The sequence below is a fragment of the Treponema sp. UBA7567 genome, from assembly GCF_002476655.1.
Lineage (GTDB): Bacteria > Spirochaetota > Spirochaetia > Treponematales > Treponemataceae > Treponema_D.
The window spans coordinates 1-24554 of the sequence record NZ_DLLH01000067.1 but is presented as its reverse complement, the minus strand read 5'-3'; the positions used below and the strand labels follow the sequence as shown (position 1 = coordinate 24554).

At 39.1% G+C, this 24554-nt stretch carries 21 protein-coding genes; 8 read left to right on the top strand and 13 right to left on the bottom strand.

The window, feature by feature from the left end; genetic code table 11:
* Window positions 1-197: 197 nt before the first annotated feature.
* The 5 genes from B3Y13_RS08500 to B3Y13_RS08480 all read right to left on the bottom strand — a co-directional run bounded on the left by B3Y13_RS08500 (window position 198) and on the right by B3Y13_RS08480 (window position 5847).
* The gene (locus B3Y13_RS08500; protein ID WP_296024906.1) at window positions 198-1370 is read right to left on the bottom strand and encodes a pyridoxal phosphate-dependent aminotransferase; all 1173 of its coding nucleotides are present in this window, start codon (window positions 1368-1370) and stop codon (window positions 198-200) included.
* 193 nt (window positions 1371-1563) lie between these two features.
* Window positions 1564-2961, bottom strand: coding sequence for an FAD-binding oxidoreductase (locus tag B3Y13_RS08495; RefSeq protein WP_296693948.1), 1398 nt, complete (start codon window positions 2959-2961; stop codon window positions 1564-1566).
* Window positions 2962-3133: 172 nt separating this feature from the next.
* Entirely contained in the window at window positions 3134-3976 is an 843-nt protein-coding gene (locus B3Y13_RS08490; RefSeq protein ID WP_296024901.1) for a MetQ/NlpA family ABC transporter substrate-binding protein, read from the bottom strand.
* A gap of 151 nt (window positions 3977-4127) precedes the next feature.
* The gene (locus B3Y13_RS08485; RefSeq protein ID WP_296693945.1) at window positions 4128-4814 is read right to left on the bottom strand and encodes a methionine ABC transporter permease; all 687 of its coding nucleotides are present in this window, start codon (window positions 4812-4814) and stop codon (window positions 4128-4130) included.
* A complete protein-coding gene (locus B3Y13_RS08480; protein WP_296693943.1) occupies window positions 4807-5847 on the bottom strand; it encodes a methionine ABC transporter ATP-binding protein in 1041 nt (346 codons plus the stop codon). The genes B3Y13_RS08485 and B3Y13_RS08480 overlap by 8 nt, the downstream gene beginning before the upstream one ends.
* Before the next feature lie 353 nt (window positions 5848-6200).
* Here B3Y13_RS08480 and B3Y13_RS08475 point away from each other — a divergent pair, with 353 nt between their 5' ends.
* The gene (locus B3Y13_RS08475) at window positions 6201-6626 is read left to right on the top strand and encodes an RrF2 family transcriptional regulator (RefSeq protein ID WP_296024893.1); all 426 of its coding nucleotides are present in this window, start codon (window positions 6201-6203) and stop codon (window positions 6624-6626) included.
* A 20-nt stretch (window positions 6627-6646) separates the two neighbouring features.
* Here B3Y13_RS08475 and B3Y13_RS08470 read toward each other — a convergent pair whose 3' ends face one another.
* Together B3Y13_RS08470 and B3Y13_RS08465 are read right to left on the bottom strand one after the other, a co-directional pair.
* Complete coding sequence (locus B3Y13_RS08470) at window positions 6647-7822, bottom strand: MalY/PatB family protein (RefSeq protein ID WP_296024891.1); 1176 nt, start codon at window positions 7820-7822, stop codon at window positions 6647-6649.
* Between the two features lie 156 nt (window positions 7823-7978).
* Window positions 7979-9136 (bottom strand): trans-sulfuration enzyme family protein, encoded by a 1158-nt coding sequence (locus B3Y13_RS08465; protein ID WP_296666732.1) that lies wholly within the window; start codon window positions 9134-9136, stop codon window positions 7979-7981.
* A gap of 545 nt (window positions 9137-9681) precedes the next feature.
* Here B3Y13_RS08465 and B3Y13_RS08460 point away from each other — a divergent pair.
* Complete coding sequence (locus B3Y13_RS08460) at window positions 9682-10461, top strand: MetQ/NlpA family ABC transporter substrate-binding protein (protein WP_296024886.1); 780 nt, start codon at window positions 9682-9684, stop codon at window positions 10459-10461.
* 157 nt (window positions 10462-10618) lie between these two features.
* Here B3Y13_RS08460 and B3Y13_RS08455 read toward each other — a convergent pair whose 3' ends face one another.
* Window positions 10619-11386 (bottom strand): tRNA threonylcarbamoyladenosine dehydratase, encoded by a 768-nt coding sequence (locus tag B3Y13_RS08455; protein WP_296666734.1) that lies wholly within the window; start codon window positions 11384-11386, stop codon window positions 10619-10621.
* 8 nt (window positions 11387-11394) lie between these two features.
* Window positions 11395-11781, bottom strand: coding sequence for a hypothetical protein (locus tag B3Y13_RS08450; RefSeq protein ID WP_296024880.1), 387 nt, complete (start codon window positions 11779-11781; stop codon window positions 11395-11397).
* 191 nt (window positions 11782-11972) lie between these two features.
* On the opposite strand from B3Y13_RS08450, the gene B3Y13_RS08445 reads away from it, so the two are divergent.
* The 4 genes from B3Y13_RS08445 to B3Y13_RS08430 all read left to right on the top strand — a co-directional run bounded on the left by B3Y13_RS08445 (window position 11973) and on the right by B3Y13_RS08430 (window position 16101).
* A complete protein-coding gene (locus tag B3Y13_RS08445) occupies window positions 11973-13061 on the top strand; it encodes an AI-2E family transporter (protein ID WP_296024877.1) in 1089 nt (362 codons plus the stop codon).
* An 882-nt stretch (window positions 13062-13943) separates the two neighbouring features.
* Window positions 13944-14696 (top strand): ParA family protein, encoded by a 753-nt coding sequence (locus tag B3Y13_RS08440; protein WP_296693941.1) that lies wholly within the window; start codon window positions 13944-13946, stop codon window positions 14694-14696.
* 35 nt (window positions 14697-14731) lie between these two features.
* Complete coding sequence (locus tag B3Y13_RS08435) at window positions 14732-15061, top strand: hypothetical protein (protein WP_296666674.1); 330 nt, start codon at window positions 14732-14734, stop codon at window positions 15059-15061.
* 23 nt (window positions 15062-15084) lie between these two features.
* Window positions 15085-16101, top strand: coding sequence for a replication protein RepA (locus tag B3Y13_RS08430; RefSeq protein ID WP_296666676.1), 1017 nt, complete (start codon window positions 15085-15087; stop codon window positions 16099-16101).
* 513 nt (window positions 16102-16614) lie between these two features.
* On the opposite strand, the gene rocF is transcribed toward B3Y13_RS08430, so the two are convergent.
* Together rocF and B3Y13_RS08420 are read right to left on the bottom strand one after the other, a co-directional pair.
* Complete coding sequence (gene rocF / locus B3Y13_RS08425; protein ID WP_296666679.1) at window positions 16615-17520, bottom strand: arginase; 906 nt, start codon at window positions 17518-17520, stop codon at window positions 16615-16617.
* 57 nt (window positions 17521-17577) lie between these two features.
* Window positions 17578-18765, bottom strand: coding sequence for a PucR family transcriptional regulator (locus B3Y13_RS08420; RefSeq protein ID WP_296666681.1), 1188 nt, complete (start codon window positions 18763-18765; stop codon window positions 17578-17580).
* A gap of 421 nt (window positions 18766-19186) precedes the next feature.
* Here B3Y13_RS08420 and B3Y13_RS08415 point away from each other — a divergent pair, with 421 nt between their 5' ends.
* Window positions 19187-19462: an HU family DNA-binding protein gene (locus tag B3Y13_RS08415; protein ID WP_296024862.1), complete on the top strand. Its 276-nt coding sequence runs from the start codon at window positions 19187-19189 to the stop codon at window positions 19460-19462.
* Window positions 19463-19565: 103 nt separating this feature from the next.
* Here the strand turns inward: B3Y13_RS08415 and B3Y13_RS08410 are convergent, their stop codons facing one another.
* Entirely contained in the window at window positions 19566-20402 is an 837-nt protein-coding gene (locus B3Y13_RS08410) for an SDR family NAD(P)-dependent oxidoreductase (RefSeq protein WP_296693938.1), read from the bottom strand.
* Window positions 20403-20423: 21 nt separating this feature from the next.
* Complete coding sequence (cls, locus tag B3Y13_RS08405; protein WP_296693936.1) at window positions 20424-21992, bottom strand: cardiolipin synthase; 1569 nt, start codon at window positions 21990-21992, stop codon at window positions 20424-20426.
* Window positions 21993-22184: 192 nt separating this feature from the next.
* Between cls and B3Y13_RS08400 the strand changes: the two genes are divergently transcribed.
* On the top strand, window positions 22185-23483 hold the full coding sequence (locus B3Y13_RS08400; protein ID WP_296666689.1) for an Ig-like domain-containing protein: 1299 nt from the start codon (window positions 22185-22187) through the stop codon (window positions 23481-23483).
* Window positions 23484-24554 lie beyond the last annotated feature (1071 nt).

The window sequence follows — 24554 nt, the reverse complement described above, 5'->3', positions numbered from 1 at the left end:
AGCCCGATAATGACAGAAAAACAAATCTGGTAACGACAAATGGCAAGCCCGATAATGACAGTCCGCTTTATGTCATTCTCTTGCCTGACAAGGGAATCTCTTAATGACATTAAACTATAAAACTCGAAGTTCTGGCTAATTAGGCAGAGTTTTTGCGCTTTAAGAATTCTTAAAGCGTTTTATTTTTCTGCCAAGTTTTATTTTAACTTTTGATTGATTTCTGAAAGCCGATCGAGGGCTGCGTTCAAAGTTTCGTCTTTTTTTGCAAAATGGATCCGCAGATAGTCGTTTACATTTTCCTTAAAAAAACTAGAACCCGGAACCATTCCAACTCCAACATCCCGGCAAAGAATTTCTGCAAACTCAAGATCGCTCGTTACGTTGAGTTTTTTCATATAATCCTTAAAATCAATCATTATGTAATAAGCGCCTTCCGGAACATTGTGCCTAAGTCCGATTGAATCCAGCCCTTTACACATTATGTCGCGTTTGTGAGTATATTTTGCCGTCAATTCGTCGTAATATTTCTGCCCGAATTTTAAACCGGTAACTATTGCTTCCTGCAAAGGCGCGGCCGCTCCTACTGTCAAAAAATCATGAACCTTTTTTATCCGGTCTGTAATTTCTGGAGGAGCAATTGTATAGCCAAGCCGCCAGCCTGTAAGCGAATAAGTTTTGGAAAGCGAGCCGCAGACAATTGTCCGTTCTTTCATACCCGGAAGCGCCGCCATATAAACCATTTTGTTTGGTGCGTAAATGATATGCTCATAAACTTCATCGGTTACAACATAGGCATCGTATTTTTTTGCAAGGTCGGCAATCACCGTCATTTCCTCAAGAGTAAAAACTTTTCCGCACGGATTTGAAGGATTGCACAAAATCAGCGCTTTTGCTCCAGCCCTGAATGCGTCTTCGAGCTTTTCCGGATCAAAATTGTACTTTGGCGGAACAAGAGGAATATAAACCGGTTCTGCGCCCGAAAGAATTGTGTCCGCTCCGTAATTTTCATAAAATGGCGAAAAAATCGCAACTTTGTCGCCAGGATTGCAAATCGTCATCATTGCAGCCATCATCGCTTCTGTTCCGCCGCAGGTCGTCACAATTTCGGAATTCGGGTCGACAGGAATTCCCATCAATTTTGACTGTTTTGCCGCCAACGCTTCGCGAAAATTCTGCGCTCCCCACGTTAACGAATACTGATGAAAATTTTCGTAGGCAACCTGCGCAAGCCTGTCCAAAATCGGCTTTGGCGGTTCAAAATCCGGAAATCCCTGGCTTAAATTTACAGCATCGTATTTTAACGAAATGCGCGTCATTCTGCGTATAACCGAATCAGTAAAATTTGCAGTTCTAACAGATAAAGATTTCATTTTTGCCTTCCATCTAATTATTTTTAATATTCCGGGCCATTTTTGTCAGCCAACAAAGCTGGCTGACAAAAACCGGGCTTTGCAGGGTTCTGGCTTTCGCCTGCATTGCTCCACTTCGTTCCGCAACGGCTTTGCCGCCCTTCCAATCCCTTGTCCGTAAAAACAAAAGCCGCTCTCTTTGTACCAGAAAATCCTATTTTACATAGCTAATTTTTCTGTTTAATATTTTTTCCGGATCAAATGCCTGTTTTATAGCGTTCATCAATGCTACATTTTTCTGTGGAGTTTGTCCAAAGAAAAATTCACGCTTGCTCACACCAAGTCCGTGTTCACCAGAAATCAAGCCTCCAAGACTGTGCGTCTGCTCATACAGTTTTTTAAGGTTTTCGTGCAATTCTTTTTGCCAGGCTTCTTCGCTTCGGCTGCCACGAACCACACACAAATGAACATTTCCGTCGCCGGCGTGTCCAAAACTTATCATTTGCATGCCAGTTTCAGCTTCGAGCCTGTTTACATACTTTACAAATTTATCAACCTGGCTAATCGGCACAACAATGTCCAAAGGTTCCTGCTCGCTCACCGCTTCCACAGATTTTACAAGACAACCGCGCACACGCCAAATATTTGCGCTTTGTTCTGTGTCGTTCAGAACAAAAAAACCGCGGCTTATATTTTTTACAATTTCTTTTAATTTTAAAATCGCAGCGTCAATTTCTGCCCTGCTTCCGTCAAATGTAATCAAAAGATAGGCTTTGCAATCAGTATCAGGATAATGAATGTTTTTTTCGGCAGGACTTACGCTATTTAAAAAACTTTCGCCCATTTCGACAACTTTTCGTTCTATAAATTCAACTGCGGTCGGATTTATATTTGCCTTTAAAATCAGCGGAACAGATTCAATTCCAGCCTTAAGACTGTCGTACGAAATTAATAGGCTCGCAGAACTTTCAGGTTTGCCAACGAGTTTTAAAAGACATTTTGTTATGACGGCAAGTGTTCCTTCAGAACCAATCACAAGGTCTTTTATATCAAGGCCAGTTGTATCTTTGCGGTTTTTTGAGCCTGTTTGAATTACTGTTCCGTCCGCAAGAACAAGTTCCAGTCCCATTACATAATTTCTTGTGACGCCATATTTTACAGCACGCATTCCGCCGGCATTTGTCGCTATGTTTCCACCGATTGATGCCATTTTTTCGCCGGGATCTGGCGGATAAAAAAGTCCAAGGCTTTCTACATATTTTTGAAAATCCTGCAAAATAACGCCCGGTTCAACAGTCGCTGTAAAATTTTCCCTGTCGATTTCGAGAATTCTGTTCATCTGTGAAAAATCGATTATAATTGCATTTTCAAACGGAACTGTCGAACCTACAAGATTTGTTCCTGCTCCACGCGGAGTTACAGGAATTTTATTTTTGTGGGCAAATTTTAAAACTTCGCTCACTTCCTGCGTTGACTTTACAAAAACAAGAGCTGATGCACTTCCCTGTTTGCGGCCCAAAGTATCCGAAAGAAATTTTTTTTCAATTTTTTCACCGTAAATAATCCGGCTTTCGTCTTTTATAATTTTTGAAAGTTGTTTAACTTCTTCCATATAAATACATTTCCTTTTTAAACGGATAAAATCGGGGCGTTGCGGGGGTGTCCCCGCTAGAAGGGGTAGCGGCCAACAAAGTGGACGCGCAGGGGAAGACTTTCCCCTCCCCTCCTTTTTTTTAATTGCAAAAACCTCCAAACAAAAAGTCCGGAGGTTTGAGCCTGATTTTTTATTCTGAGAGGCGGGCAGAAAGCTCGTCTTCGTCCCAGCCTACCTTGATAAAATATCCGCCGTAATTTTCGTTAAAGATTTTTTCGGTTTCGGCTGTTTGAAAGGCTGCTACGACTTTGCGGAAAAGCTCCACCTTTGCTGAATCTTTGAGACTTTCGGCATTTGCGGCAATCAAGTTCCAGTAATTTTTTTCTGTAAGACTTGTGTCGGCAAAAATTGCGCTTTCTGTTTTTATTCCAAAGCTCAGAGCATAGTTTCCGTTGATAATCGCCGCGTCTACGTCTGGCAACGCCGAAGGAATTGTGTTTGCCTTGAGTTCTTTAATTTGAACTTTGCTTGTAAGAACGTCGTTGATTCTCGGATTAAAACCGGCATTTTCGTTGAGAGTTACCAGTCCTGCCGCCTGCAAAACTTTGAGCGCGCGCCCGCCGTTTGTAACATCGTCCGGAATTGCAACAACTGCGCCTTCTTTAAGCTCTGCTACAGATTTTACTTTTGTTGAATAAAGGTTGAGCGGAATAATGAATGTGTTTCCGATAATTTTTAAATTGTATCCGCGGGAAGCCGAATCTGCTTCCAAAAAAATTCTGTGCTGGAAAGCGTTAAGGTCAATGTCGTTGTTTGCAAGCGCTGTATTTGGTGTGCTGTAATCTGTAAAAAGCACAATCTGAAGGTCAATTCCTTCTGCCTTGAGCGCTTCTTTTGCAGGTTTCCAAATTTCTTCGTACATTGCCCCGACAACGCCAAGCTTTACTGTGTTTGATTTTTTTTCACCGCAAGAAGTAAAAAAAACCGAAATAAGTGCAAGCGCACTTGCCAAAATTGCAATGTTTTTTTTCATAAGAATCTCCCTTAAAAGACCGTATTTTTGAAATCAGCCTTTTGTTTTTATTCCCTAGCAAATCACTAGGTAAACTATATTTTTGTTTATACTACTTTTAGTTTTTTTATTCAATAGTTTTTTATTTTTTTGTTTTTTTAAGCAATTTTTTTTAATGCGTGTGTTTTTTTATAAAATTTGTGCCTGCCCATTGAATAAGATTTACAACAATGACAAGCAAAATAATTGTAAGCCAGGTTATGTCCTGCATATTCATATCGTGTCCGTACTGAATCGCAAAATTTCCAAGACCGCCAGCTCCAACTGCCCCTGCCATTGCCGTCAATCCAATTAAACTTACCGTCGTAATCATAGTTCCGCGGACAATCGGGCCAATGCTTTCTTTTAGGTAAACCCTAAGAACAATATCCCACGGACTCAATCCCATGCTCACGGCCGCTTCGACAAGACCAGAATCAACTTCCGCAAGAGCGGTTTCAATCTGCCGGCTAAAAAACGGCACAGTTCCAAAAACCAAAGGCACAATCGCACCGCGAACATCGATCGAAGTTCCCATAATAAGCCGGCTCAACGGCATAACTCCCGTAAGCAAAATAATGAACGGAATCGAGCGGAAAAAATTTATCAGTTTATCCAAAATCTGATAAACAATTTTATTTTCGAGAATCGCTCCTTTTTTGGTAACAACAAGAGTAATTCCAAAGACAAGCCCCAAAACAAAACTTATCGTGCCAGACCAGAGCGTCATCTGCAAAGTTTGAACAATCGAAATTCCAAAATTCACATAACGCTTGTTCGCCATCAAGTTCGGAAGAATTTTTGTCAAAAACTCAAGCATTTTTTAAAACCTCCACACCAACATTTTCTTCGCGGATATGTTCAAGAGCGCGTTCAATCGCTTCTTTTTTTCCGCTAATAATTGCAATTGTTCCACCGATCGGCGCATTCTGAACAATTTCGATTTCTGCAAAAATAATATTCATCGTCACATCGTAAATCCGCGAAGTTGCGCTGATTAAAGGCTCGCTCACGTTTTTTTGAATATACGAAAAACGTACAAGATATTCGCCTTTTTCCAGATGAACAACAGGGCTGTCTTCTTCAATCAATTCCTCGATTTTTGTTAAGCTCGAAGTCGCCTTAATAAAGCGTTTTGTAACTTCGTTCTGTGGATTTGCAAAAATATTGAACACATCTCCCTTCTCAACAATTTTTCCGCGTTCCATAACCGCAACTTTGTCGCAAATCTCTTTTATAACTTCCATCTGGTGCGTAATAATCACAATCGTAAGCCCAAGTTTTTTATTCAATTTTTTTAGAAGTTTTAAAATCGCCTTTGTCGTCGTCGGATCAAGCGCGCTCGTCGCTTCGTCGCAAAGCAAAATGTCCGGATCATTGGCAAGAGCGCGGGCAATCGCAACACGCTGTTTTTGGCCGCCGGAAAGCTGCGACGGAAAATTTTTATCCTTGTCGTTAATTTCTACAAGCTCCAAAAGCGAATGAACTTTTTGCGAAATCTCCTCCTTAGAAAGTCCAGAATGTTTTAACGGAAAAGCGACATTTTCAAAAACATTGCGGCTTTTCATCAAATTAAAATGCTGAAAAATCATTCCAATTTTTTTTCGTTCCTGCCTCAGTTCTTTTTCCGAAAGCGAAAGAAAATCCTTGCCTTTTACAATCACTTGTCCAGAAGTCGGTCTTCCAAGAAGGTTAATCGTCCGCACCAAAGTCGACTTCCCTGCCCCGCTAAAACCGATAATTCCATAAATCTCGCCTTTTTCAACCGAAACAGAAGCATCTTTAACCGCGTCAAAAATTTTTCCGTCCTGCTCAAAAGTTTTGGTTATGTTTTTTAATTCAATAATTGCCACAAAAACCTCCATATTTAAATTTTTTGGGCCATTTTTGCTTTCGCAAAAACCGGGCTTTCCGTACTTCCGCGTCTTCGCGCTCCATTCCTGCGTTGCACTCCGGAACGCCTCCGGCGGTACTCCAATCCCTTGTCCGCAAGGACAAGGCGTTCGCTTTAGCGAACACGTCTATAATCGAGTTTTGCGTTAACAAAATCTCGCAGCGTGGTTGCACGCAAAATTTCTTTTTTTTCTATAAATATCGCTTTGGAAAAATCAAAAAAAATGCTATAATACTACCAATTCTATAGGTTACTTTTATAACACTTCTAAAAAATCCCCTTTTTAGAAAAATTTTTCCTGGAGATACTTCTATGTTAAAAATTTCAACAAAGGGTCAATACGCGCTTTTGCTTATGACCGACCTTGCAGAACAAGACCCTTCAAAATACGTAGCTCTTAAAATTTTAAGCCACCGCCACAACCTAAGCATAAAATATGCCGAACAAATTTTAATGCAGCTCAGCAAAACCGGACTTGTTGTCGGTTTACGCGGAAATAACGGCGGTTACAAACTTGCAAAATCTCCAGACCAATACACAGCTGGAGAAATTTTGCGGGCAATGGAAGGCAATTTAAGCCCAAAAGGTGTTTCTGAAGGAAATACAGTTTCTTCCGTCGGAAACGATGCTTTTTGGCAAGGTTTTGACGAAGCAGTAAATCAATACGTTGACAGCATTACCCTCGAACAAATTGCCGAAAAAAACCGCGAATTTAACGGTTTCGACTACGTAATTTAATTAAAAATTCAATCCTCCGTTCAATTATTTTTAAACTCGCTGCAAATTGCTTTAAGCGCCTCTTCGAGAATTTTTCTTGGAGTGGCGCAATTTATTCTCTGAAACTTCTCTCCTTCAATTCCAAACATTGTTCCACGGTCAAGCCAGACTTTTGCCTTATTGAGAATTTTGTTTTCAATCTGAGAGTCCGTTAATTCAAAATCCGAAAAATCAAGCCACAAAAGATAAGTGCCTTCCGGCTTGCAAACCTTGATTTTCGGGCAATTTTCCGAAATGTATTTTTCTGCAAACAAAATATTCTGCCAGATATACGAACGAACCTGCTCAAACCATTCATCGCCTTCAGAATAAGCGGCAGTTGCGGCCTCAATGCCCATAATAGGCGGCTCGTCGTAGCCGGTGCATTCAATTTCTTTTATAAAAGAATTCCGCAATTTTTCGTTCGGAATTACAATGTTTGAAAACTGAAGTCCTGCCAAATTAAAAGTTTTGCTCGGAGAATTGCAGATAATTGAATTTTGAGCGGCTTCTTCAGAAAGCAGCGCAAAAACTGTGTGTTTATGACCTTCAAAAGTTATATCGCAGTGAATTTCATCGCTTATAACCAAAACATTGTGTTTTAAGCATATTTGGCTCAATTTTAAAAGCTCTTCTTTTTTCCAGACCCTTCCGCCAGGATTGTGAGGCGAACACAGTATAAAAAGCTTTACTTTTTCAGAAACAATTTTATTTTCAAAATCTTCAAAATCAATTTCGTAATGTCCGTTTTTTAAAACCAATGGATTGTTCACTAGTTTTCTTTTTTGATTGCTAATTGCTTTAGAAAAAGGATAATAAACCGGCCTCTGAATAAGAACAGAATCGCCTTCAGAAGTAAATGCGCGTATTGCCATGCAAATTGCAAAAACAACTCCAGGAGTATTAACAACCCATTCTGTTTTGATTTCAAAATTGTGCCGGTTTTTGTACCATTTTTTTAACGCATCGTAATAGCGAGAATCTGGCCAGCTGTAGCCAAAAATTCCGTGATTGCAGCGCTTTTTTAGCGCATCTGTAACACATGGAGCTGTCGGCCAGTCCATATCAGCGACCCAAAGACTGAGCGCGTCAATAGGTTTATTGCGGGCTTCTGCCAAATCGTATTTTATTGCCATTGTATTAGAGCGGTCTGTAATTTTATCAAAATCAAAAGTCATTTTTTTTCTCCAATAAATAAGTTTATTTTTAGTTTTTAAAAATGCGCCAGGGATTGGAAGGGCGGCAAAGCCGTTGCGGAACGAAGCGGAGCAATGCAGGCGAAAGCCAGAACCCTGCAAAGCCCGGCCGGCACTTTGTGCCGGGGCGCCCGGCTTTTAATCTTCCAAAGCCTGCTTTATATCATTTTTTAAGTCTTCAAAATTTTCGATTCCGACAGAAAGCCGGATCAAAGTGTCGGTTATGCCTTTTTGCTTGCGTTTTTCTTCCGGAATTTCCGAATGGGTTTGAGTGAGCGGATAAGTTGCAAGGCTTTCCACTCCGCCCAAGCTTTCCGCATACCGGAAAATTCGGATTTTGCGCAAAAATCGTTCGACCGTTTTACTGCTGTCCAAATAAATCGAAATCATGCTTCCAAAACCGCTCGCCTGCGATTTGTGGATTTCGTGTCCTGGAGTTTCCGGCAATCCAATGTACAGAACTTTTTTTACAAGTTTTTCAGTTTTTAAGTATTGAGCCAGTTTTGCGGCATTTTCGCTTTGTTTTTCCAATCTGACCGTCAGAGTTTTTATTCCGCGGATTGTAAGCCAGCTGTCAAAAGGTGCAAGCATTGAACCTGTAGTTTTTGTTATAAAAGCCATATCTTCGGCAATTTTTTCGTTATTTGTCGTTACAAAACCGGCGAGAACATCATTGTGTCCTGCAAGAAATTTTGTCCCCGACTGAATTACAACGTCAGCGCCAAGTGCAAGCGGTTTTTGATAATAAGCAGTCAAAAAAGTATTGTCGACAACAAGAAGCGCTCCGTGCGAATGAGCAAGTTCTGCGGTTTTTTGAATGTCTGTAACCGTCATGAGCGGGTTTCCGGGAGTTTCGATAAAGACGATTTTTGTGTCTGGACGAAATGCTCTTTCAATCTGTTCAAGGCTGGAAGTGTCTACAAAAGTTGTTTCTATTCCCTGTTTTTTTACAATTGTGTTAAAAAGCCTGAGAGAACCGCCATAAATGTCGTCCGAACTTATAATGTGGCTTTTTGTTTCGAGCATGCTAAAAAAAGCAGTTTCTGCCGCCATTCCGCAACTAAACGCAAAACCGAATTTTGCTCCGTCGAGAGCAGCAACCGTTTCTTCCAAAAATTTCCGCGTCGGATTAGAAAGCCTTGAATAATCATAACCTGTCGATTTTCCAAGTCCCGGATGAGCAAATGTCGCCGACTGGACAAGCGGAACAGAAATCGCTCCCGACAAATCCACAGATTTTGCCTCTGGATTACCCTGAACACAAAGCGTATCAAAACAATAATTTGAAAATTCCATAAAAACTCCGCAACAAAAGACAGCACGGCTAAAAAAACAATAAGCCTGTTGTCAAAAAAAGAATAAATAAAAAAAAGAGAATTTGCCCGGAAAAATTTAAAAAGCAGGAAATTTAATCTGTTAAAAATTAAAGGGCACGAGAAGAAAGGCACATGACACCGTTGCGGAAATTCTGGCGTACAAGTTTTTCAAAATAAACTGCCATTTTTCATGCACCTCCAAAAAAAGATGTTTCCACTTTAATAAAAAAATAATTTTTTGTCGATAGGCCTGTAAATTTTTGTAAACTGCCAATCATGCATGTTTACGCAGCAAACTCAGCCAGGAATCTGTTGGAAATTTTCAGTATATTATCGGGTCAAGCCCGATAATGGCATTAAATTGCAAAACTTGCAGCAACTCTGCTAACAGTTGTCGCAGCTCAAAAAGTTTGCTACATTTTCTTATAAATGCTGGTTAGAAATAATTTTTTTGACGCTTGACATAAAAATTATTACCTAGTATATCTATCGGCAATCAAAATATCGACAAAGGAGATGTAAGATATGAAAAAAATCCTGGCAATCACATCGGCTTTACTCGCAGCAGTTGCAGTAAACGCACAGACAGTTCTCAAAGTTGGAGCAACTCCAGAGCCACACGCAGAAATCCTCAACCTTGTAAAAGATGATCTCAAGGCGCAGGGAATCGACCTTCAGGTAATCGAATTTACAGATTATGTAACACCAAACGATGCAGTAGAATCTGGCGACATTGACGCAAACTACTTTCAGCATATTCCATACCTTGAATCGTTTAACAAAGAAAGAGGCTATCACCTTGTAAACGCGGCAGGAATTCACGTTGAGCCATTTGCAATTTATTCTCACAAAATCAAGTCGCTCTCAGACCTCAAAAAGAAAGCTTCAGTAGCAATTCCAAACGATCCTACAAACGAAGCTCGCGCGCTTTTGCTCCTTCAGGAAGCAGGACTTATCACTTTGAAAGAAGGCGCAGGTATCGAAGCAACGCCACTTGACATTAAAAAGAATCCTCTCAAGCTTAAATTCAAAGAAATCGAAGCCGCTTCGCTCCCACGTGTGCTCGACGACGTTGACGCCGCTGTAATCAACGGAAACTACGCTCTTCCAGCAGGACTTTCTGCAAAAAAGGACGGACTTTTTGTTGAAGGCTCATCTTCACCTTATGTAAACGTAATCGCAGTAAAAGCCGGCAACGAAAACAAGCCTGCAATCAAAGCCCTCATCAAGGCAATCGAAAGCGAAAAAGTAAAAGAATATATCAACAAAAAATACCCAAACGGCGAAGTTGTTACAGTTTTCTAAAAAAGGCTTTTAAATTTGGACGAAATTCTGCGGTCTAACCTGCTTTGCGCAGTTCCGCTTTTCGCTCCATTGCAAAGAAAACCGTGATTTTTAATCACAGTTTTCTTTGCAACGCTTGCGCGCTGCTCCAATCAGGCGTAAATTTTCCTTAAAAAAATTATTTTCCGTTCTTAAAAAGATTCGTCACAAAAAAATCAGTCAAATCCCTTATAACTTCCGCTGCAATCATAAGGCCTGCAACAGACGGAACAAAAGCATTGCTGCCAGGTGTCTGTTTTTTTAAATGCATGCAATTTTTTTCTTCAATTTCATCAGAATTAAATTCATCTTCTTTCGGAGGAATTGCTTTTTCTGTCGAAAAAACGCATTTTAACCGTTTAATTCCGCGTTTTTTAAGTTCATTGCGCATAACTCTGGCAAGCGGACAAACGCTCGTCCTCGAAATATCAGCAACTTCCAGCAAAGAAGGATTAACCTTGTTTCCGGCTCCCATGCTGCTTATAACCGGCACTCCGGCTTCTTTTGCCTTTTCAATAATCGCAAGTTTTCCAGTTACAGTATCAATACAATCAACGACATAATCATAAACAGAAAAATCAAACTGGCCGGCAGTTTCCGGCATAAAAAAAACTTTGTGCTTTGTAACCTTGCAGTCTGGATTTATGTCATAAATCCGCTCTTCAGCAACATCGACCTTGTTTTTTCCAAGCGTCGAATGAAGCGCAAAAAGCTGACGATTTATATTTGACAGGCAAACAGTATCATCATCAACAATATCAATTGCGCCAATTCCAGAACGGACAAGAGCTTCAACAACGTAACTTCCAACTCCGCCAATTCCAAAAACAATCACTCTTGAAGCAAAAATTTTTTCCATTCTGTCTTTGCCAAAAGTAAGGCAAATTCTTTCAAACTGGTTTTTCATAAACAAAACTATTCTTCATCCCCAAATTTTTCATCAGATTCTTCATCTTCGTCAGACTCGTCATCATAAAACTGATCCAGAAAATCTTGCAATTCTTCAAATTCTTTTTCATCGCGTTCTTTTGAATCTTGAGTTCGTCCGTCAATTATAAAACTTTCGCAGTACATTTCTAAAGTTTCGATAATAAAAACAAAATCCTCTTCTTCAAGCCTGTAAATATCTAAAACTTCGTGAATTTTAGGCAAAAGCCTTTTTAATCGCTCAATTGAATCGTCATATTCCGCTGCAATCCGTGCATTTTCTCCGTCAGAACGCAAAATATCCGTCCGCTCATTCAAAATCTGCGAATATATTTTTTTCAACGTCTTTAATAAAAATTTGTCTTCTTCATTCATAATTATTCTAAACTTTATACTTCAAACTTTGAGTTTTATCAATCATAGAAAAATGCAAACCTTGCCAGGTTTGCAAGCTGTTTTTTTTAAACTCAACCTTCGCCTTAAATCTTAAAATTAACGTTGCGCTTTACAACAACCAATTGAATTTAGGCAACGACTCTACTAAACTACCCTAAAGGAAAAAACAAATGGAAAATCAAACCAATAAATTTTTAAAAGGAATTTTTTTCATCCTTTTATTCTTTTTAACAATTCTGTGCGGAATGCTTTTTAAAGTAATGGCTGATGTTTTTAAGCCTGTCGTACTTGCAGTTCTGCTGTCCCTTGTTTTTTACCCTCTTATAAAGCGCCTCTGCCTTTTTATAAAACTTCCATGGTGGCTTTCGACAGTAATTGTCTACCTTGCGTTTTTTATCGCTTTTTTTCTTGTCGTAAACATTCTTACGGCAAGTTTTAAGGCAATTGTTCTTGCAATTCCACGCTACCAAGAACGTTTCAATGCAATTCAAGATTCAATCCGCCTCGCAATCGAAGCCCATCCAAATTCTAAATTTTTTACGCTTTTAAATTTTGATGAAGAAGCCTCTCTTTTTGCAAATTTAAACAATCAGTTCAATATTCTTGAATATTTAAAATCTCTTGCGATTGACTTTACTGGTTCTGTCGTAGTTTTTATGAAAACTCTTTTTTTGGTAGTCTTGCTGTCAATTTTTCTGCTTGCAGAATTCAAAAAGACCAAGCACAAGGTTCGGCTCGCATTTACAAACGAACACAACCTGCGCGTTATAAAAATCGTGCACAATATCATAAAAGACACAACTCATTACATCTCGATTAAATTCGTAATTTCGCTTTTTACTGGAATTTTCATTTTTATCGCATGCGCACTTACAAGAATGGACTTCCCTCTAGTCTGGGCATTTTTGGCATTTTGCTTAAATTTTATTCCAACTTTTGGCTCAATAGCTTCCTGCGCAATCACAATACTTTTTTCAATCATACAGTTTTATCCATCTCCGGTTGCTCCAATTATAATCGGAATTTGGGTTATTGCCGTAAATATGATTCTTGGAAACGTAATTGAACCAAAAATTGAAGGCGACAACCTCGGCATTTCGCCGTTTGTTATTCTTGTTTCGCTCTCTCTTGCCGGCTGGCTCTGGGGAATTTTGGGAATGATTCTTGCAGTTCCTTTAATGGTTATAATAAAAATTGTCTGCGAAAACATTTCCTATCTAAAACCCATTGCCGTTTTTTTGGGAAACAAAAGCAACTAAATCACATTTTTTGCCTTGTAATTCCAGAACCGGTCAATTCTCTCAATCCGCCGCTCATATTTGTAACAGAACGGTTATCTTGCTCGCCAGAATAATTTTCTTGTGAACAGCAGAATCAACTTTGCCGGTCGATTTTTTATGCTTCCAATCTGCCGGGTCGCCTCGGCAATTTCCTTTTCAAGCTCAATTCTTGAAATTCCGCCCTACCCTCTTCAATTTTTTCATAAAATTCAAGAATTTCGTTTTTTACCAAATTTGAATTTACGAGATTTTTTTACTTTTCGCCGGCGTTTTTTAATTCTGAACAAATTTCGCCTTTTTATACGGGCGGTTCGGCAACAAGTTGCCGCCGGGCTTTGCGCAGTTTCGGCTCTCGCCAGCGTTAGCGGATTTTCCGCGGAAAATCCGCTAACGCTCCGCGCTGCTCCAATCCCTACCGCTTTAAAACAAAAAACTCTCATAAATAACCAAACTGTTACATAAAGTTTTTCAGTTTTAAATGTAACAGTTTGGTTATCTGCCAGTGAATAATTTTTTTATCTTTTCTTTTTTTAACCTCAAAACTTAAAAAGCCCTCAAAAACGCTTCAAATTCCTTCAAACGACAAATTACTCAAAAACAAAAAACAAACGCTTCTACGACAATCCTCGCACGTCTTTTTTCTGTTTAGATATTTTCTAATCTTTCTAATCTTTTTTATAAACTATATTAGATTTTTTATTATATTTTTATCAATCTTTTATATTAGTTTTTATCTAATCTTTCTAAGTTTTTATTTTAGAAACCTAATATTTATTAGATTTTTTATTTGCTTTTTTCTAAAAAATATGATTAGATATTAAAAAATATAAAAATTCATAAAATTTGGAGACAGGCAAAAAAATGAAAAGCATAGCAGTTGCCATACAAAAGGGTGGAGTAGGCAAAACAACAATTAGTCTTTCGTTGGCAGCGGAACTTGCCTTGCAAGGAAAAAAAGTTCTTCTTATAGACGCGGACCCTCAAGGAAACTCCACAGGAACATTGCTGGAATCTTTTGGCCACGACCTTGCAGAGGCTCTTTACGGCGATGTTACAATTGATCAGGTCATATCAGCAACAACAGTCGAAAATCTTTTTGTAATTCCGACAAATTCAATCGACAGAAAAGGAAGCCGCTCACTAAAAACATACCGCTCAAGCGAAGCTCAAAAAGAACCTTATATCTTTGTAGACCTTTGCGATGAAGTTGAAAAACTCGGCTTTGAGTACTGTATTTTTGACACATCTCCAGCATTCGACGCCTTTGAAGAAGACATTATGACAGCGTCTGACGAAGTTATTGTTGTTATAAAAGCAGACGCATATTCTCAGGACGGGCTTCAAATTTTCAAAGATAACCTGGACAGTTATAAAAAACGCCGTCGCGTCCAAAATCCCAAATTTGAAACAATAGTCCTTAACGAAATCAACAGAAGCATAAAGCTTACAGATATTATTTCTGAAGGTTTAAACGCCGGAGATTTTAATGTCGTTTATGTTCCTGTCGATCAGGATTTTAAATATGCCACAATTGAAAGACAGACAATTCAGCAGCGCGGAGGAAAAAAAGAAACTCTCGACGCTCTAAAAAAACTTGCAGATTTGATAAAATAACAGTGTAGGGCAAAACTTTTATTGGAGGAACAAAAATGCCGATCGCAACAAAAAAAATACCTCAAGAATTTTTAAATCAAATAAAAACAAACCTCACAAAAACAGAAAAAACTGAAGAACCTGCGGAAAAACTTGCCGCAACATCAGTTTCCAAGACTTCCGCTGAGCCTAAAAAAGGAAAATATGCCGACGTAATGAACATAAGGCTTTCGGAAGGCCGCCGCGAAGAAATAAAAAAATTCTGCACAAACTGCGGAGTTTCAATAACTCAATACATCGAGTCTTCTTTTGAATATCTTTCAAAAGAAGTTGCTGCCGGAAGAATCATAATTTCAAAAGGCGGAATTTCAAGTACCGGCAACTAAAAAACGGATGGAAAAAAATCAAAATGGGAAAAAAAATAAACCGGGAAAACAGCCTTATTCCAATTGATAATTCGGCGGACGAACTGTTCGAATCCCTTAATCAACTGGAAACTCAAAAGACAAAAAATGTTTTAAGTTATATTCCGAGTTTTTTTACGACAGCTTCTTTGCCTTTTAAGAATATAAATAAAACAGAGTTTATACGAAAAGCAAGCAATGGAATTTCTTTGATATTGAATTCTCCAACAAACGTTCCGTTTGGAAAGTATGGACGGCTAATTCTTTCTGTTTTTACAACGCATGCAGTTCTTTCTAAAGAAAAAAATGTGCCTGTAATCGTTGAATTTGATTCCTTGTCGCAACTTTTAAATGAAATGCAGCTTCCTCGTCAAAGGGGAAAAGACATTCTTGAGCAGCTCTCGTGCTTTACAAGAGCAACATTTTCGTTTGAGAAAAAAGAAGAAATTCAGCTTCAGGCAAGTTTATTTAAAGAATTATATGAACCTGGAGAAAAAATTCCAAAAGGTCCGGTCGAAGTAAAAACAACGACAACAGGAACAATTCTTTTTACAGATGGCGTTCAGTTTCAAGAAATTATAGATCCGTCTTCAAAAAGTCAGCGTGTTGGAAAATTTAAAATTATTCTTTCTGCAAATTTTGCCGCTTTTTGTCAGACACATGCAGTTCCGATTAACTATACTGTTTATAAAGATATTACAAGTCCGGTTGGAAAAGACATTTATGCCTGGCTTGTTTACAGAAATAACGGACTTATGGCAGAAAAACCTGTCTTTATACCAAGAGATAAACTTGTTGAACAGTTTATGCCTGTTGCAGAAGATTCTGATCCAAAAATTGCGAATGTAAATTATTCCCGGATAATTGATCAAATAAGAGAGATAAAAAAAGAGTATTATCCAGAATTAAAAGTTGATATTGATAAAACTGGAGCAGGAATTACCTTGTTTAAGAGTCCTACACCTGTTCTTGCAGATGATGTAAGATATGCCCTTATTTCTTCTGATTTAGGAGGATTGTAACAGTTTGGTTATAAAATTTTGTGTAACAGAGTTGTTATCTATTTTTAGGAAATCCACAGAATTTGCTTTTCTATTATTAGTTTAAATATATTATTAGATTATTATTAGATATAATAGTAGAAATAACTAAATTGTTACATTCGGATAACATGACTGTTACATAGAAAATTTGAACTGTAAGTTTCTTCTATAATATAAAGAAAATAAAACTTATCCACAATGATAACGTAACTGTTACATAAAAAAAGAGATTTCCACAGGCTGTTGTGGATGAGTATAACCAAACTGTTACATTTTTTGATAACAAGATTGTTACATATAAAATAAAAGCAGCAAGAATTAGTTTATAACCTAGGTTTTGCATTAAACTTGAGAAGATAACATAACTGTTACAAACGATTAAAATTCTACATTCAGGCTGGATAACAAAACTGTTACATTGAGTTTGACCAGAAAACTTACCCCGGATGTGCAGGACGCAGCCGGATAAGACGGGGAATGCGGTTCAGAATTTTAATAAAGGGTTTCGCCCAAAAGTCTTGAAGCCAAGCTTGCCGCCAGAATTGCGGTTTGGTTTCGGACGTCGAGAATCGGGTTTACTTCGACAATTTCGGCGGATTTTACTTTTTTTGTGCCAGCCATTTCTTCCATTAAAAGGAGAGCCTCGCGGTTTGTAAGACCTCCTGGAAGCGGAATTCCTGTTCCTGGCGCATACATTGGGTCGAGAACGTCCATGTCAAAACTTACGTGGATTATGTCGATTTTTTGAAAAAATTCTTTTACTTTCTGGACAATTGCCGGAAATCCGTGCCTGTCGATGTCGCTCATTGTAAAAACCGTAACGCCGGCTTCTTTCATTAAAATTTTTTCGCCAGAATCAAGGTCGCGGCAACCGACAAAACAGATGTTTTTTGGATCGATTTTCTGCCCTTCAAAATAAAGGTTTGTAAGTTCAGAAAGGCCGATTCCTGCTGAAGCGGCAAGACATTCGCCGTGAATATTTCCGCTTGGCGTTGTGTTCGTATCGTTAAAATCTCCGTGCGCGTCAACATAAAGCACGCCGAAAGATTTATTTTGTTTTTTTGCTGTTGCGCTGATTCCTGCGATTGAACCGAGCGCAATTGAATGGTCGCCTCCGAGAACGAGTGGAAATTCGTTTTTGCCGGAAATTTCTTCGACAAGTTCAGCAAGTTTTGTGCAGGCATTTACGATTGGTTTTAAGTATTTTGCTTTAGGATTTCCGATATTTTGATATTCCTGCGGTTTTGCATGAAAAATATCTGTGTGTTCAAAAGTAGAGTGGCCGAGGTTTTCCAGCCGCTGTTTTATTCCTGCAAGACGGATTGCAGACGGCCCCATGTCTGAACCGTGGCGGCTTGCGCCAAAATCTAGAGGCATTTCTAAAATGTGTATTTTCATAACGGCATTATAATTTTTTTTTTTGCGAATGTTAATAAAGAGGGTAGCGACGTTTTTTTACTTTTTTAGAAGCTCTTTAATGTAAATTGCAATTTGCAAAAGACAGCGAGTGTCGCCGTCAGAAAGGTCAACATTCAGAATTTCTTGCAGACGCTGAATCCGGTATAAAACGGTGTTTCGGTGAGTATTGTTTTGTTCAGAAACACTGTGAATGTTTCCGCCGAGTTTTAAGTAAAGCTTGAGAGTTTTTAAGTAGTCTTCGCGCTTTGCATTTTCGAGCTGGTCTAGGTTTCCGAGGACAGTTTTATAAAGTTGTTCGAGAACCTTTTTGTTTTTTACTTCAAGCAGAATTTTATAAATTCCGAGATTGTCGTACTTTTCGAGCTTTTCTGCATTTTTCGAAAGATTCATTGTAATTTCCGCGTGGACAAAAGCTTCTTGAAGTTCTTCTGCAGAAGAGCAGTATTCTGAAAGCGAAAGTTTGGAATTGCAAAAAAATTTATCATTTCGTGTTATGCGGAAAAGCTCTTCTGTAAAAAAAGAATTGTCATTTTTAATAATGTAGATTACTTTTCTGTTGTGAATAAAACAGCAGTAGTCGTTTTGCGAAAAATTGATTTTTGGATTTAGCGAAAATTGAACATACCGCTTTGCCTGCTCAATATCGTTATTAAAAAAATCTTCTTTTAATTCCAAGAGCGCAACCGAAAAACTTTTTGCGTCATGAAAAACCGTGTTTTCGATTTGCTTTGGGTCAAATTTCTGAGTTTCAAAAATTGCGCGATAGAAAAATTTTTCAACATTATGGCTGTTTTGGCTGTCGGCAGAAATCATATTTCCGATTTCCTGCATTAAGTCTACCGTATGAATTTCCCACGGCATTGTAAAAAGCGGAAAATTGATTTGGTCGCAATAAGTTTTAATCTCCTGAGGAATTTCAAAAATATATTTTCCAGTATTGACGATTAAACCAGAAGCATTATGACCGGAAAATTTTTCAATAAAATCTCTTAAAAATGAACACAAATTTTCAGACTCATTTATTCCCTCGTTTTCGGATTTTCGTTTGAGCAAAAGCCCTGTTGTGATTGCAAGTTCTCCGCCGCGGATAAATTCGCTAAAAGAAGGATCTTCCGTGTAATAAATCCAGCTGACAGTCTGCTTAAGGCCTTCGCGCCCGGCGACAAGCTTTAGTTTAAAAGGAGTTTCCGAAAAATTAAGGAGAGTGTTTACTGTAAGTGCCATTTTTGCCACCTTGTAACTAGTACACAAAAAAAATAAAACTTTTTGGAAAAATAAGCAAGATGCACGATGCACGTTTTTAGTTTTTGATGGAGCGCATTTTTCGCTCTTATCCGGCTCTTACTGCAAGTCCTCCTTCGCTGCGCTTCGTCCGGTCTTTCCGTGACGATCCGGGCTAGGTTTTGTTTATAAGGTCGAATTTCGAGTTTTAATAAAAACAGCTACTAAACAGTTATCCCTATGCTAACAAGGCTGTCATTGCCGTGCTTGACACGGAATCTTTTCAACGGATTATCGGGTCAAGCCCGATAATGACACTAAAATTTAAAACTCGAAATTAAGCCTATAATATACAATGAAAAGTCTGTACGATATTGGAATTTACATATATACTTAAATTCTTATTCAAAATTGGAGGAAAGCAATGAATAAAGCAGAACTTATTGATGCTATTGCAGCAGACACAAAACTTACAAAAAAAGATGTAGACGCAGTTGTCAAGGCTTTTACAGAAAATGTAGCAAAATCATTGGAAAAAGGCGACAGCGTACAGCTTATTGGTTTTGGAACTTTCGATATTGGTGAAAGAGCTGCAAGAGAAGGCCGCAACCCAAAAACAGGCGAAACAATCAAAATTGCGGCTTCAAAGTGTCCAAAATTTAAGGCGGGAAAAGCTCTTAAAGACAGAGTTAACAAATAAGGACGTTTAGTGTATTGCTAAAATCTAAAGCAGTTTCTAGCGAGTTTTTTGCGGAAACTGCTTTTTTTTGCGGTGCCTGGCACGGCAATGATATTGCGTTGTGCTAATGCGGCCGTTTTGCAAATTTATATGTAAGTTTTGCGACAGTAAATTTTCCGACAAAGCGGCTTGCAAACGAAAGAAATTTCCATTTTGGAAAAGTCAAAATTATTTTTTTGCCTTTTTTTGCTTTTTTAAGACAGTGGCGCACAACTTTTACAGGATCTCTTCCATGCAAAACTTCCTTGCGCTTGCCGTTGGAAGCCACATTTGCAAAATTTGTGCTTACGCTGCCTGGACAAAGAGCGCAAACTTTTATTCCTTTTGGTTCGAGTTCTGCCGCCAGACCCACCGTAAAAGAAAGAACGTAGGCTTTTGTAGCCGCATAGACTGCAAAATTTCCAAGCGGCATAAAGGCTGCAAGCGACGAAACATTTATTATTTGCGAGCCGGAATTTAAATATTTAAGGACGTAGCCGCAAATTCCCGTCAGCGCGGTGCAGTTCAGTTCAATCATCGCAAGCTCTTTTTCGGAAGAAGTCTCGTCAAAAGGCCCGTAAGTTCCAAAGCCAGCATTGTTTATAAGACATTCAACTTCAAAATTTTCATTGGCGGCTTCGGATTTTAAAAGCCCGTCAAATTTATAAACGCCCGGAGCTCCGGTTAAATCGATCGGAAAAGTCCTGATTTTTGTTTTTGCAGGAGAATCTGGGCTTTTTGAGCTCAAAGTTTTTTCCGCTGTTTGCAAAAGTTTTTCGCTTGAGCGGGCAATGAGCCAAATTTCGCGGTTTTGGGCGGCATTTTTTTTGTCGCTTGCAAATTCATATTCGTTAAAAAGCTGGCGTGCAAATTCTGCTCCCATTCCAGAACTTGCGCCTGTAACAATCGTAATTTTTTTCATATTCACATTTTAGCACAGAAACTAAAGCAAAGTGCTAAAAAGCCGCAAAACCCTGTCCGTAAAACTCATCGAATGGTGCTTTTTGTTGTGATATTTTTCCGTAACATTGGCTGAGATTTTAAAAAGAGACTCAAAGTCTTTTTGAATGTCGGAAATCGCGCTTGTGTTGTACATTAAAACTCCGTTTTCAAAATTGTGATGAAAACTTCTAAAATCCATATTCACAGTTCCGACAGTTGCAAGCTTTCCGTCGGCAATCATTTGCTTTGAGTGGATAAAACCCGGCGTATATTCGTAAATTTTTATTCCGCTGTCGATAAGCTCGCCGTAAAAAGAGCGCGTAATCTTGTAAACAAGTTTTTTGTCAGGAATTCCGGGCGTTACAATTCTTATATCAACGCCGCGCAAAGACGCCAGAATAAGCTCGCGCTTCATCTCGTCGCCAAGAATCAAATAGGGCGTTGTAATCCAGACAGAATCTTTTGCCCATTTTATGAGATTTAGATAGACATTTTCGCCGACGTACAAATAATCGAGAGGCATATCTGCATAAGGCTGAATAAAACCGTCCGTTTTTGCAGGCAAAGGCTCAGTTTCGTCCGTTTCTTCTATAAAATATTTTGAAACATCTTCAAGCGTGCCTTTTTCCTGGCTGTTCCACATTTCCAAAAAAAGCTCTGTAAAAGTGTTTACGGCCTTTCCTTCAATCCTCAAGCCGCTGTCTTTCCATTGTCCGTACGGATGCGAATAATTAAAATACTCATCGGCAAGGTTGTAGCCGCCTGTAAAACCGATTTTTCCGTCAATAACCATAATTTTCCGGTGGTCGCGGTTGTTCATAAAAAGCGAAAAAAGAGGCGAAAGAGGGTTAAAGTCCCTGCACTCAATGCCAATCGCGTTCATTCTTTTAATAAATTTTCTGTTTATGTAGCCAATGCTTCCAACATCGTCGTACAAAATGCGGATTTCGACCCCGGCCGCAAGCCTTTCCTTTAAAACCGGCAGCATCCTGTCAAACGCTTTTGCCTCTTCGATTGCATGATACTCAAGAAAAATAAATTTCTGTGCTGTCGCCAAATCTTTAAGCTGGCAGTCAAGACACTCGACCGTGTTTCCATAAAATTTAGCGCCCGTGTTAAAAAAAGCCGGGAATTTTTCAACGAGAGACAGATATTTAAACTGATTTGCAACCCGCTTGTCCAAATTTTCGAGCGTTTTAAGAACATTTGAGTCGCTTTTTATGTGCCGGACGCTTTCCGCCTTGATTTTTGACGTATTATTTTTAACTCTTTTGGACTGATGGTTGTTTTCGCTCAAAAAATAAAGCGTAATTCCAACAATCGGCAAGACCAGAATCAAAATAAGCCACGGAACTTTAAGAGAAACGCTGTAATTTTGCTTGTTGTAGATGTGGATAACAAGAGCCGCAACCAAAAAATCCGAAGCAAGGCTAATCCATACAGAATACGACTTAAGCCAGCGGCTCACAGTCCACAGCCAGAAAAACTGCACTCCAAAAGACAAAAAAGTCGCGGCAAGACGGATAATACTGGAACGCAAAAACTGCTTTAATTTAAGGGTTTTAAACATTTTTAGCCTCTTACAACATATCTAAAAGAATAATAGGTTCAATTTCGAGTTTTGTAAATTTACTGTCATTGCCGTGCTTGACACGGCAATCTTGCTTAAAAAAGTCAGTATTGTACAAATACCCCCCCCATTTTTAAATAAAACGGTGTTATTATAACTATTAACAAAATGTTTTTTTTTGGAGGAGAAAATATGAAAAAAATGTTGAGAATTGTCGCTGCATTTGCCGCGCTGCTTGCAATGACAAATTTTATTGGCTGCTCTAGCGATGACGACAGCGGCGAGGAAACTGTTGCTGTTACAGAAGTAAAAATCACATCGACAGTAAAAGAAGTAGAAGCCGGAAAAACAATTACTCTTGAAGCGACTGTTTCGCCGGAAAACGCAACAGACAAGACTGTTACATGGAATTCTTCTGACACTACAGTTGCAACAGTTGATTCAACAGGTAAAGTTACAGGCGTAGCGGCAGGAACTGCCACAATCACAGCAAGCGCTGGCGGAAAAAATGCGACAGTTGAAGTAACTGTAAAAGCGGCTGCAACTAGCGGTGGCGAAACTGGCGGAAGCGAAACCGGAGGTGAAACTGGTGGCGAAACTGGCGGAAGCGAAACCGGAGGTGAAACTGGTGGAGAAACCGGTGGCGAGACAGGAACAACAACAGGATTTGAAAATACTTACTGGGTTCTTGAAGAAGCTGTTGAAGAACACAGCGGTGTAAAACTTACTTTACAAAATATTTCATACGCATATGTTAAGGATTCGACAAGCGGCACTACTTATATAGCTGATATACAAAATGCTGTAGAAGCACTTATTAAGGCTAACGGTGGTACAACAACAGTTGCTTATTCAGATACTGACATTACCTCATTTACATACACCGTAAACGGTAAAAATATTACAATGACTTCAACTTCTGAAGGCGAAACAAGCACACTTACAGGAACTATTGTTGACGAAAACACATTAAAATTTACAGATAATTCAGACGGAGAACCTTTTGAGTATACTCTAAAAAAAGCAGCAGCCGCACCAACAGAAGCTACAGTTATAGTAGAAGTTACAGCAGCACCGAGCGGTGAAAGTTTTACTATAGACTTGACAGATGCAAGTTCAACTTCTGAGCTTTATGCCGCATTAAGCAAGCTTGAATTAAAAGGAACTCTTGAGAATGGAGTTTATGATGGAATCAATCTTTCAGGAGCTGTTACTCGTGGGAATGACAAATCAAAAGTTGTTCTTGAAGTAAAGGGAACTATGACATTTGCAGTTGTTGCAGGAGCTAAAATCACAATAAAGCCAGGTTCAACATCAGGTTCAAACACAAGCACCTATGTAATTTCTGGAGCTGGAGTTTCTGCAAATGAAAGCATAATTGGAACAAGTTACGAAGCTAAGACTTACACTGCGACTGAATCAGGAGATTTCGTATTAACTACAGGAACAGATAGAGGTGTTAGATTCACATATATTTCAGTTGAATACTAAATATTAAGAAGTAATTTTAGTCACACTAAAATCCAGCCCGGCAAAAGGCAAAAGTTCCGTTTTTGGAAACTTGCCCAAGCCGGGTTTTTTATTTGTGTTTTAGGTTTAATTTTGAGTTTTAGATTTTAGTATCATTATCTGGCTTGCCCCTTGTCATTATTGTCGGGACTTGCCTTTTTGTCATTATCGGACTTGATCCGATAATCTCCTTAAAAGCAGATTGCCCGGTCAAGCCGGGCAATGACAGTTGCTTAGAGATTGATAAACGACTTTGCTGTGCGGACAGATTCCTGTTTCGGGGCGCAGGAATGACAAAAAACGCTGTGTCGTGGCACGGCAATGACATTCAAAGCTTATTAGACACAACATGACAATCAGCCGGCTGCTTTTACAACAGGTAAAAATATAGTTACTATATTTGCCCAACATACTGGATATATTTTCCCCTTGCCTCTTATCCCCTGCAAAAATTAGTCAGACATCGTTATAAGCCGCGCAGTTTTGCCAGAAGCCAAGGGAAATTCCACGGGCGTTTCCCTCACTCTGTTTCGGCAAGCTCAACAGCCGTTCGGGCCGGGCGTTCCAGCCTTCGCTAACGCTCATTCTTCCGCTGCACTTTGTTCCGCTCCAGAACTTCGGGCTTCCATGCCCTAACGCAACCCCAATGCAATAATTTCATAAGCAAAAAAAACATTGGGCGGCCCGTAAAAGTTTCCGCATGAGCCAAAAATGCGTTGGACGGTTCATAAGTTTTTCCGCACGAGCAAAAAACATGTTGGGCAGCTCATAAAAGTTTTCGAACGACCAGAAAATGCGCTGGGCAGCTCATAAAAATTTCCGCATGAGCCAAAAAAGCGTTGGGCAGGCCGTAAAAGTTTTCGAACGTGTCAAAAATGCGTTGGGCGGCTCATAAAAGTTTTCGAACGAGCAGGAAATGCGCTGGGCAACTCGTAAAAGTTTCCGAACGACCAGAAAATGCGCTGGGCAGCAAATGAAATAATTTCATAATACCCTTAATTTCGAGTTTTATAATTTAATGTCATTATCGGGCTTAACTCCTTGTCATTATCG